Annotated in this window: 9 protein-coding genes; 2 read left to right on the forward strand and 7 right to left on the reverse strand. The window is 61.2% G+C overall.

Annotation, left to right across the window (positions count from 1 at the left end; genetic code table 11):
- Positions 1–198 precede the first annotated feature (198 nt).
- The 3 genes from ACVWXE_RS13580 to ACVWXE_RS13590 are packed head-to-tail and all read right to left on the reverse strand — an operon-like array spanning position 199 to position 3536.
- Positions 199–570 (reverse strand): BolA family protein, encoded by a 372-nt coding sequence (locus ACVWXE_RS13580; protein WP_414389652.1) that lies wholly within the window; start codon positions 568–570, stop codon positions 199–201.
- 4 nt (positions 571–574) lie between these two features.
- Positions 575–1555 (reverse strand): DNA adenine methylase, encoded by a 981-nt coding sequence (locus tag ACVWXE_RS13585; protein ID WP_457490567.1) that lies wholly within the window; start codon positions 1553–1555, stop codon positions 575–577.
- Positions 1556–1562: 7 nt separating this feature from the next.
- Complete coding sequence (locus ACVWXE_RS13590) at positions 1563–3536, reverse strand: peptidase M3 (RefSeq protein WP_457490568.1); 1974 nt, start codon at positions 3534–3536, stop codon at positions 1563–1565.
- A 469-nt stretch (positions 3537–4005) separates the two neighbouring features.
- Here ACVWXE_RS13590 and ACVWXE_RS13595 point away from each other — a divergent pair, with 469 nt between their 5' ends.
- Positions 4006–5556: a YifB family Mg chelatase-like AAA ATPase gene (locus tag ACVWXE_RS13595; protein WP_457490569.1), complete on the forward strand. Its 1551-nt coding sequence runs from the start codon at positions 4006–4008 to the stop codon at positions 5554–5556.
- A gap of 87 nt (positions 5557–5643) precedes the next feature.
- On the opposite strand, the gene recF is transcribed toward ACVWXE_RS13595, so the two are convergent.
- The 4 genes from recF to rppA all read right to left on the reverse strand — a co-directional run bounded on the left by recF (position 5644) and on the right by rppA (position 10165).
- Positions 5644–6810: a DNA replication/repair protein RecF gene (recF, locus tag ACVWXE_RS13600; RefSeq protein WP_457445451.1), complete on the reverse strand. Its 1167-nt coding sequence runs from the start codon at positions 6808–6810 to the stop codon at positions 5644–5646.
- Between the two features lie 166 nt (positions 6811–6976).
- A complete protein-coding gene (locus tag ACVWXE_RS13605; RefSeq protein ID WP_457445445.1) occupies positions 6977–7669 on the reverse strand; it encodes a DNA-binding protein in 693 nt (230 codons plus the stop codon).
- A gap of 49 nt (positions 7670–7718) precedes the next feature.
- On the reverse strand, positions 7719–9188 hold the full coding sequence (locus ACVWXE_RS13610; protein ID WP_457445447.1) for a sensor histidine kinase: 1470 nt from the start codon (positions 9186–9188) through the stop codon (positions 7719–7721).
- Positions 9189–9475: 287 nt separating this feature from the next.
- Positions 9476–10165: a two-component system response regulator RppA gene (gene rppA / locus ACVWXE_RS13615; protein WP_414355523.1), complete on the reverse strand. Its 690-nt coding sequence runs from the start codon at positions 10163–10165 to the stop codon at positions 9476–9478.
- Between the two features lie 92 nt (positions 10166–10257).
- Here rppA and ACVWXE_RS13620 point away from each other — a divergent pair, with 92 nt between their 5' ends.
- A complete protein-coding gene (locus ACVWXE_RS13620; protein WP_011434266.1) occupies positions 10258–10641 on the forward strand; it encodes a hypothetical protein in 384 nt (127 codons plus the stop codon).
- Positions 10642–10732: the final 91 nt, after the last annotated feature.

Consider the following 10732-nt stretch of genomic DNA (forward strand, 5'->3'; position numbering starts at 1 on the left):
AACTGCACGGGCGGTCGGAAGCAGGAACCCGCCGAGACGACTGCGCAAGGAGCCATCCATGCGTAGCGTGGTAGGAATCTCCAGCCTTCAGGCCGAGGAGGATGTCAAGATTCCCGTTTGCGACAGCTTCAGCCCCTTTCTCAAAGGGAGAGAGGAGTTGAGGCGATGCACAGCCCGACTGGGAATGCTCCTCTTGGCTCAATTGGCTGATGAACCAGAATCCAGCCCCTGGAGTTGCTCCCACTGGGCGGGGGTAAAGGTGCGCAGGGCTAAAGCATGTAGGCGGCCATCCTGCAGGTAAGCTTTCAGGGCCTCATTCACCAGCCGGTGCTGTTTGATCAGGGGCAAGCCCTGGAATTGTTCCGCCACCACAATGGCCTGGAAATGGTGGCCATCGCCGACAGTGTCTTCCACCTGCACCCTTGCGCCGGGTAGGGCAGCCCGTACCAATGCCTCAATTTCTCGTGGATCCATGCGCTGTTGTTCCCGTTGTCTCGTCGCGTCAGCGTTGCGGAGCAATAGTGTGTCCAAGCTCGAGATCCCGCCTTGGATCTCGACCTGCTCATCCATTACCCTAGACGGTTCCGGGGCAAAACGGGATCTCTTCTGGCCCACTGCAGGCGGTGGCCAGGCTGGGATGGCTCAGCACCAAGACCTCGGTGATGGGACCGCGTTTGTGGCCCTGGGCGTTGATGGCACGGCTGGCAGAGATGGTCTGGATGGGGTAATCCCGGTACAGTTCCCGCACAAAGGGGCAATCGGAATTGGAGAGCAGCACCTGCACGCCTCGGTCGGCCAATGTTCCAAACACTTCTCGCAGGCGGATCTGTTCCGCTTCGCCGAAGGCAAACCGGCTGTAGGCTGTGAAGCTGCTGCTGGCAGAAAGGGGATGGTAAGGGGGATCCAAATAGACGAAATCCCCGGGTTTGGCTCGTTCGAGCACCTGCCAAAACGGCTGCACCGCGATCTCCACGCCTTGTAAAACCCGTGCCACAGCCCGTAGGTTCTCCGCGTCGCAAATGCGGGGATTACGGTAACGGCCCAAAGGGACATTGAACTCTCCCCGCGAGTTTTCCCGGTAGAGGCCATTAAAACAGGTCTTGTTCAGATACAGCAGGCGGGCAGCCCGTTGCGCCGGATCTTCAAATCGAGCCGCGCGGATGGTGTAGTAATAATCCCGGCTGTGGTGGGCTTGGTGGTGGCTGAGCAGGGCGATAAGCTCCTCCACGTGATCCCGCACGCAGCGATACACATTCACCAGCTCAGGGTTGATATCCGACAAAACAAAGTGTCGAGAACCCGATGGGATCCCTTGGGCCAGATGAAAAAAGACCGCTCCACCCCCCAAAAAGGGCTCGTGATAGGTGTTCCAGGCGCGAGGAAAAAAGGGTTCGTATTGGCTGAGCAGTTGCCCTTTTCCCCCTGCCCATTTTAGGAAGGGACGCGCTTTAACGGCTGGCTCCGCTGGGGTGGGTTCGCAGGAGTCGGGTACAGGGTTCCAGAGTTCTTCCCGCCGCAGAGCACGCCTATGTCCAAGAGAACAAGGGTGGGTCATCGTTGGTTCAGTGATCTGGATTCTCTTCCAGCAGCTTTTCTAGCGTCTCGATCCAATGCTCCAGCTCCTCCAGCGCCTGCAACACTCCCCCTGGGTCGCTCAGATCTGCCTGCAGCAGCTGGGTGGTTTCTTCCAAAGTCAGGGATCCGGGCGGGCTGGCCAACCAACGGAGGTAGTGGGGCAGAAAGTTGCGCGGAGAACTGTGATAGCGGCGGTGACAGGCCAAGGCCACCAGGCTGGCAAGGCTAGCCTGATAGGCACTAAAGGGGTGGAGAAACAGCTCCGGCATCCCCACCCAGTAAAACTGGTGTTCCGGCAACAGTTCCACCGCATCTCCGCACAGCTCTTGACACAGCTTCAACCACTCTTCGCTCACCCAGGAGGAGTAGGTTACACCGTTTTCCCATTCGGGGATCCCCGACCGATAGAGGAGCAGCTCCAGCCGACTGATCAAGCTCTGGTAAAACACCGCCTGCAACTGGGCTTCCAAATGGTGTATCAACAGGGCCTGGGCCAACTGGAGGCTGCCGGAGCGTTCCCGCCAGCGCTGCGGAGCAGTTTGCCCCTCTGGGTCGTAAAGAGCAGGCCTGCCCATGCGAGGGGATCCCACTGCTGAGGCAACCAGGTGATCCAGGAGTATTTGCTGCAAAAAGACGGTGTGAGCCTGCACCCCCCACGCTCGCGGCAGCAGTGCGGAACTCCCCTGCATCTCCTCCAGATCCAGCCAAACTTGGGGATCCTCAGGCCGGAGCCGCTGGCTGATGATAGCAAGAACCTTCAACAGGAGCTCGCTCCCGCCGGATCCCGTTTCTCCCGACCTGGGCGAGAACTCCGTTTCGCCGGGGCGAAAGGCTGCGCCCGCTGCGCGATTGGGCTTGTCTGCCTCGATTGCCGAGCCGACTTCTAGCAGCCAGGGTTTGGCCTGGGCCGCACACTCGGGGCAGAAGTCCTGCAGGGCTGCCCAGATTAGAGAGGTGGCCTCAGCAGAGGTCAGGGGCGGCACGGGATCCCCCCAGGGCGCATGCAGATCGCAGATGCGAATGGAACGTCCCATTGTTCTGCTTTTGAGGCGGTAATAGTGCTGGAACAGATCCAACCGATCGCGGATCCCTTCCAATAGGTTCTCCAAAAAGGTCTGAGTCGGGCCGTGGCGGGCCAGATACAGGTCGGCAGCAGAGTCATAGCCCCGCCATTGGGCCTCCCACAGGTGGTCGCGGATCAGGGTGCTGAGGATAAACCCACCCAGATCGGCATGGGCTTCTAGGTGTTGGACTAGCCGCTGGTAGGCCACCCAGCGGATCTCCGCGCTGGCGTGAGTTTGTAAGCTCTGCAGCTGGACAAGAGTGTGCTCTGGGAGCGCAGCAGGCGAGTTCAGGGTCACTTGCCACAACTGCCGCCAAGCTAACCTTCCTGTTGGGTACTGTTGGTGGAGCAGGCACTCCAGAGGCTCCGGTTGTTGGTGACCCCGCTGCTGCAGGAGGCGACACAAAAACTGGCGAAAGGGGCGCAGCTCCGGCTCGGCACAAGCAGCGGCCAAGGGATCCGAGGGCCGATCCTCTCGCTCCTGCGGCGTCTCAGCTGCGGGTTCGCCGAGGGGAACGGCGGTCAGGGATTGCAGTTCCAGGGGGAAAAACAACAGCTGGCTCTGCAGGGAGATGACCCGCTCCAGATCCCTCCAGCTGGGGTCTGCCTTCGTCCAGGCCATCTCTGGTTCGGCCTCAGCCGGGATCGCTGTTGGAAGGCTGCTGCTCTCGCAACCCTCGGCAAGATGGGCTGCCAGGGCGAGCGCCTGCGTCAGCTCCGACAACTCCTGCAGCGCCACCGCCAGCTCTGGCGGGCTGAGCTGGACCACCTGCCCCCGGTAGCGCTGGGCAAACTGCTGCACCTGCTCCTCCAGTTCATTCCAGGTTAGGGCGCGCTTTTTCCCAGAGCCAGAGAAACGCTCGAAAGGGGGTTCAGCAGCAGGAAAGACCACCGGCATCAGCCTCCTAGAGATGGGGTCGTCCCTCTGTTGGCTTGTCGGCAGAGGGGTGTGCCCGCCTTTTGACCTCTGCCAAAGGGCAAATGGCTGGGGAAATCTGGGTTGGAGGTGCAGGCTGCGATCAGAGGGATCCAGATCCCTGCTATCCCCCCCTGGGGGTTCCCATCCTGGTCAGAACATAGCCTCACCGCTGCTGTGCTGCGCAAAGGCGGCAGCAACAGCCAACCCAAGCCTGAGCCATTCGGCAAGCTCGGATCCGGGATCCCGCATTCATTAAAGACTGCGACTGCGAAAACCGACGTGCCTCCTTTGGGGCAGGAAAAACCTGAGATGATTGTGACATTCTCCTTGGGCAAATGCAGCCGGCAGCGTGGGGATCCCAATTTCGGCCAGGATACGTGTTGGGACAGAATAGGCCTGCGGCCACTTGTGCAAAGGGTAAAAGAACTATCCGAGGGAGGTGACTGCATTGTTTTCCCAAGTCACTGCTGCCGCTCTGCTGGGACTCCGGGCCGTGCAGGTTACGGTGGAGGTGGATGTGGGCGGTGGCTTGCCCCAGATCACCTTGGTGGGACTGCCCGATACTGCCGTTCAGGAGGCCAAAGAGCGAGTGCGGGCGGCGATCAAGAACTCCGGCTTTGCTTTACCCCAGCGGCGGATCATCGTCAACTTGGCTCCTGCCGATCTGCGCAAAGAGGGCCCCAGCTTCGATCTGCCCATTGCCATCGGGATCTTGGCGGCCTCCGGGGTGATCGAGGGGGAAGCGCTGGCCAACACCCTGATGGTGGGGGAATTGGCCCTAGACGGCACCCTACGCCCGGTGGCCGGGGTTCTGCCTATTGCCGCCAGCGCTGCCGAGATGGGGATCCGCCGCCTGGTGGTACCCCAGGAAAATGGGCCGGAAGGAGCGGTGGTGCAAGGGATCCAAGTGTATGGGCTGCCCTCCTTGGCGGCGGTGGTGGGCTGGCTGCAAAACCCAGAGGGAGTTGAGCCGGTGCGGATCCAGCCAGAACAGATGTTGCCAACCGAAACGGAACCCCTGCTGGATTTGGCCGATGTGAAGGGGCAAGAACATGCCCGGCGGGCTCTGGAGATCGCGGCAGCCGGCGGGCACAACCTGTTGCTGGTGGGCAGCCCGGGAGCGGGCAAGACCATGCTGGCGCGGCGACTGCCCGGCATTCTGCCCCAGCTGCAGTGGGAAGAGATGTTGGAGATCACCCGCATCTACTCGGCAGCCGGCCTGTTGCGGCAAAATCTCCACCTGGGTGGACAAACCGCCTTGATCACCCAGCGGCCCTTTCGCGCTCCCCACCATTCGGCTTCGGCAGTGGCCTTGGTAGGTGGGGGATCCTACCCCAAACCCGGCGAGATCTCGCTGGCCCACCATGGCATCCTCTACCTGGATGAGCTGACGGAGTTCCGGCGGGAGGTGTTAGAGGTGCTGCGCCAACCCCTGGAAGATGGCAAAGTCACCATCTCCCGCGCCCGCGTTTCCCTAGAGTTTCCCGCCCAAACCACCCTGGTGGCCTCCACCAACCCCTGTCCCTGCGGCTTCTACGGGGATCCCGTTCACCCCTGCACCTGTACGCCGCAACAGCGGGAGCGCTACTGGTCCAAACTTTCGGGGCCCCTGTTGGATCGCATCGACCTGCAGGTGCGGGTCAACCGCCTTAAGCCGGAAGAAATTGTCCGCGCCCAGGGCGGCGAATCTTCCCAAGCGGTGCGGCAACGGGTGGAACAAGCCCGGCAACGGCAGCGGCAGCGCTTTCAAAACGAGCCTGGGATCCACTGCAACGCCCAGATGCAATCCCGCCACCTGCGGCAGTGGTGCTCCCTTTCGGATCCCTGTCGCAAGCTCTTGGAAAGCGCCATCCAAAAGTTGGCCCTGTCTGCGCGGGGGAGCGACCGCATCCTCAAGGTGGCCCGCACCATCGCCGATCTCGAGGGCGCGGAGGCCATTGCCCCCACCCACATTGCCGAAGCGATTCAATACCGCAGCCTGGATCGCGCTCGGCTGTAAAGCCCAAGCGCTCGGCGCCGCTGACGCGACCACCCCCAGCCCCCCTCCCAGATAGGGTTTCCCTCACTGCCAGAGCTCCGGCCTGCCCTACGGGATCCCATCCCCTGTTTTGCTGGGAAAAAGCTGCCCCCCTTGCACCTGAAGGATTTGGGCGGCTTTGAGCCAGCCGGCGTCAAAGGATCCCAGGTGGGTGGTGGTAACCAAGGTTTGCACGCGCTCCTGAATGGCTTCCAAGAGTTGGTTTTGCCGGTGCAGATCCAGCTCTGCCAGCACATCGTCCAACAGCAGCAAGGGCGGATCCCTGACCACCTGCTCGATCAGCTCCAGCTCCGCCAATTTCAGAGCCAAAACCAGAGTGCGCTGCTGGCCTTGGGATCCATAGGCGCGGGCGGCAACTCCGTTAATGCACAGCTCCACTTCATCCCGATGGGGGCCCACCAGAGAGCTGCCCAGGGAGTGTTCGGCGGCGGCTTTGGCGCGGATCTCGGCCAAAAACTGGGCTTGGATCACTTCGGGGCTGGCCTGGGGATCCGGCAGGGGCACTTGGGGTCGATAGGTAAGGGTCAGGGTTTCCCGTCCACCGCTAATGACCCGGTGCCAGTGAGCAGCCAAAGGCTCCAGCCGTTGCAGCAGCCGGGCGCGGCGGCGCATAATTCGGCTACCGGTGGTGGCCAGTTGGGCATCCCAGAAGGCCATCTGCGAGAACTGAACGCCAGCAGCCGCTTGCGTTAGCGGGACAGAGTCCTTGGGATCCTGCTTCAAAAGGGCGTTGCGCTGCCTGAGGATCTGGCGATATTGCTCCACCAGGCCGAGATAAACCGGCTCCAGTTGCAGCAACACCCCGTCCAACCAATGGCGCCGCGTCTCCGGAGCGCCCCGCACCAGCTCCAGATCCAGGCTGGAGAACACCACGGCATTCACCTGTCCCAAAAAGTCCGCCTGGCGGCGCAGCACCTGCCCGTCCACCTTCAGGGATCGCCTGCCGCTGCTGCGCAGCTCCATCACCAGCTCGTGGGCCACCCCCAGCCGTTCCACCGTGGCGGCAATCCGCGCCTGCTGTTCTTCTTGATGCACCAGCTCCCGATCCCGAGCGGCCCGCCGCGAGCGCAAGGTGGCCAACAGCTCCACCGCTTCCAGCAGGTTGGTCTTGCCCTGGGCGTTCTCCCCCACCAGGATGGTTTTGGGCGCGTCAAAGGTGATCTCTTGATCCCGGTAGTTGCGAAAGTGGCGCAGGTGCAGAGAACGCAGGTACACTAAGGGCAGATGTAAAGACGCGATCAATATCTAACCAAGAACAGCCCCCGCTTTGGGGGCTTTCACTTTAACCCAACTGCAGCAGGGGCCAGAGAAGGTAGAGGGGTTAACCCCGAAGACTCAGCCAGCAGGGATCCCCTCTATCCCCAGTTCCGGGTAGGCCAGATCAGCGCCTGGTCAGGGTAGTCATCCCCCCGAGGCGCTCAGCCGCCAACAGGTGTAGGGCAGCGCGGGCGGCGTATCGGGCAGCTTTGCTACGGCTGTAGTCGGCGAAGGTATAGCTGCTGGGATCCGTACTTACGTCGCCCAGCAGGTTCTGCACTTGATTCTGCAGGTCAGAGACGCTGCCGGAGTTGATGTTGGCGAAGGCCATCTCCGCTTGCAGCCGGCTGAGGTGCTCCTGAGCCCGGAAAGGGGCCTCGAAGAAGGAAGGGCCAGGGCGGCCCATGAAACCCAGCTCCGCCTCATAGAGAACTTTGGCTGCTTTGGCTAAGTTTTCCGCTGCTTTGGCCTGCTCGCGGGCGGCGAAGAAGTTCCCCGCCTCAAGTGAGGCTTGGGCGTTGGTGAAGCTCTCCTGGCCGTGTTCCAAAAGGCGGGCAGCCTCTGGGGAAGACCCCCGCTGAGAGAGGAAGCTGGCTTCGGCCAGGTGTCGCTGCGCCTTAGCCAGATCGCGGCTGGCTGGCTCAAGATCCCACGGGCGCTGCCAAGTTGGCTGTACCTGAAGGGGAGCTGTGGCTTCAGGAGCAGAGCGTCTGCCCCGCTGGGCTTGCGCCGGGGATCCCAGCACCAGGGGGGTGAGCAGAACCAAAATCGGCAGAGAACAACCCAGAGCGCGAGCAAAAGAGGAACGAATCGTCATTGGTCATAGACTCCAATCGACAGGACAAGCCGGTTTGGGTTATCGCGGCTCATCTTGAGAATGGCGGAGAAAAATGACGTGAAGATGACAAGGGCAGCTCTACCGTAAATATCGATCCCTCTCCCACTTGGCTGGCCACTCGCAGGGATCCCCGATGGGCGGTGACGATCTGCTGGGCCAAGGCCAGGCCCAGACCGAACCCACCCGTATGGCGAGCACGGGTTTCATCCACCCGGTAAAACCGCTCAAACAGATGGGGCAGATGCTCGGGGGGAATGCCAATGCCTGTATCCTTGACGTGGAGGTAAGCGCGCTGGCGCTGGCTTTCCAGGCTCACCTGCACTGTGCCGCCTGCAGGGGTGTACTGCAGGGCATTGCGCAGTAGGTTCTCGATGGCCTGCCGCAGCAGGGCAGCGTTCCCCCGCACAAGCCAACCCCCAGAAAGATCCGTCTCAGGCAGGTGGCATTGCCAGTGAAGGCCAAGGGCCTCAGCTTGGGGGCGGTATTGCTCGCTCAGCTCCTGCAACAGCGCTCCCAAATTCAGAAGCGGCAGATCCTCCAGGGGCAGGGATCCCTGCTGGCGGGCCAACTGCAGCAAGGTATCGATCAGCACGCTGAGGCGGCGGGCACCGCTCACCACCTTTTCCAGGCGAGGTTGAGCTTGTTCCGGGGCCAGCAGAGCCATTTGAGCATTGCTCATCAGGGCGGCCAGGGGGGCGCGCAACTCGTGGGAAGCATCGGCAGTGAAGCGTTGCAACTGCTTGTAGGAGCGACGAATCGGCTGCATCGCCAGCCCCCCCAAGATCCAGCCGGCCCCGCCGATCAACGCCAGCGTCAGCGGGATCCCGATCCCCAACCCCCAGCGCAAGCGACCCAGGGTAAGTTGCAGCGGTTCCAGGGGCACCGCCAGTTGCAAGTAGCCCAGTAGCTTTTCCTCCTGCTGCACCGGCAGCGTGAGCTGGCGCAACAGTAAGCCGCTCTCTCCTTCCACCGTTTGGAAACCCAGTTGGAGATGGTGAGGCGGGCCATCCAAGTCAAACAGCTCCAGAGGAGGCCGGGATCCCGTGTACTGGCGCAGGGATCCCAAGCTTTCCCTTCCGGTGCCGGGAGCAGGATCGAACCAGCGCACATAGGCCAAGTGATGGTCGAGGGGTTGGGTTTTCCCCCCCAAAAAGGGCACCTCGTTCAACACCAACCGCCACTGCCCCTGGCGCAGCTCGTACTTAATGGCTGCCGCCATGATCCCGGCCTGAACCTGCAGCTCCTCGTCAAAAGCCTGCAACTGGTTCTCCACTTCCAAGCGGTAGAAGACGGCGGCAAACACCAGCAGGATCCCCCCCATGACCCCGGCAAAGCTGCGGGCCAAGCGACGGCGGCTGTGGTGAAACACCAGGGATCCCGTCCCTCTTGTCGCAGCCTTCTGCCCCAGGTGCGGCTGAAGGGGGTGTGCCAGGGAAACCCAGTTCCAGCCCAGCCATGGGAGAGAATGCTTGTGTTCAGCTCTTTTCACCTGATACATTCACGCTGAACTCTCCTGAACATGGTTCAGGAAAGAAGCGATCGCATCCTGCCTATCTCTGAGCAGGAAGGCGGTATCCCGCAAAGCCCTGAGGAATACCCCCCGAGCGCTTTCCCCCTTCACTTCCCGGCAACCGTTGCGGTGGACTCAAGGATCAGGGGGAAACTTGGTCTACTATATCCCTCTCAATGACTTTTGCCAAACCGCCTAAAGCTCAGTAAATTCAGCAAAGTTCAGGGTTTTGGGGGTTAGAGGCATGCTCCATCGCCACCCCCTAGAAACTGCTTTCATGGGTTCTCTTCTGGAGAGGCTATGCGCAGCCGGTACCCCTGGCCATACACCGATTCCAGCCAATCTTGGGCCTCCACCTCTTTTAACCGTAGCCGCAACCGCCGCACCAACGCAGCCACGGCATTGCTCTCCGGCTCACAGCCCCATTCCCACACCGCCTGCTCGATCTGGCCCCGACTGAGCACCTGGTTGGGATGGCGCATCAGGTATTCCATCAATTGAAACTCCTTGCCCGAAAGCTGTACCTGCCTCCCCTGCCGCTCTAGGGTCAGGCTGGCCAAGTGCAAGTGCAGGGATCCCAGGCTGAGGCTGTCTCCTTGCCATTGGGGGGAACGGCGTCCCAAAGCCCGCACCCGTGCCAGCAGCTCCACCAGATCCACCGGCTTGACCAAATAGTCGTCCGCCCCCGCATCCAACCCCTGCACCACATCCGATGTTGCGTCTTTGGCAGTTAACATCAGCACCGGCGCACATCCCCCCGATTGGCGGTATTGCCGACAGAGCTGGATCCCGCTTGGCCCCGGCAGCATCCAATCCAAAATCAGGAGATCATAGGCTTTCTCCTCCATCAGCCAGGCAGCCATCTCCCCTTCCTTGGCACAGTCAACCACGTGGCCGCACTTGGACAGGGCAGCCTGTAAAGGCTCCAACTGTTCCGGGTCGTCCTCCACCAGCAAAATTCGCATCGTCCTGTGCGCCGTTGACCAAGACGGCCAGTTCCCACTGCCCAGGCTAGGATGGAGCACGGAAATAGCCCTCTGCAAGGGAGAGAACAACGGTGGGGTGGCCCAAAATCCATCGGTGGCAAGATCTAGGGTTTGATTTTTGGCTGGTGCTGCCCTTGGCAGGGCTTCTTTTTGTGGCGGGGGGAGAGTGGGTGACGGGCCAAGCGCTGAGCCGTCCTCGCCGGCTAGAGCAACCTTTGGCGATTCGCAGCCAGCAACAAGCCACCTTGGCTCTGGATATTCTTTCCATTCAGGCGGAGATCCGCCGCTCCCGTGGCTACACCAAGGTGGAGGTGACTACCACCAATCCCCACCTGCGCAAGCTGGAATTTGAATTTCCACAACTGGATCCAGACCAGGTGTCGGCTCAGATTGCCCAAGAGCTTGGCCTTGCTCCCGAGCAAGTGCAGCGCCTGACCCGCTATAGCTTGGACTAGAGCATGACTCTAGTCAATAATAAGCTCAACTATACTGAAAATAATGTATAATATGTTCAGTACGGATTACTACCAGTTGATCTTTCTGTTT

Source organism: Thermostichus sp. MS-CIW-41 (assembly GCF_054058915.1).

Coding starts and splice junctions, on each gene's coding strand:
- ACVWXE_RS13605 (WP_457445445.1), bottom strand. CDS start 7,669: ATGACGATTCGTTCCTCTTTTGCTCGCGCTCTGGGTTGTTCTCTGCCG.
- ACVWXE_RS13610 (WP_457445447.1), bottom strand. CDS start 9,188: ATGTATCAGGTGAAAAGAGCTGAACACAAGCATTCTCTCCCATGGCTG.
- ACVWXE_RS13585 (WP_457490567.1), bottom strand. CDS start 1,555: ATGACCCACCCTTGTTCTCTTGGACATAGGCGTGCTCTGCGGCGGGAA.
- rppA (WP_414355523.1), bottom strand. CDS start 10,165: ATGCGAATTTTGCTGGTGGAGGACGACCCGGAACAGTTGGAGCCTTTA.
- ACVWXE_RS13580 (WP_414389652.1), bottom strand. CDS start 570: ATGGATGAGCAGGTCGAGATCCAAGGCGGGATCTCGAGCTTGGACACA.
- ACVWXE_RS13590 (WP_457490568.1), bottom strand. CDS start 3,536: ATGCCGGTGGTCTTTCCTGCTGCTGAACCCCCTTTCGAGCGTTTCTCT.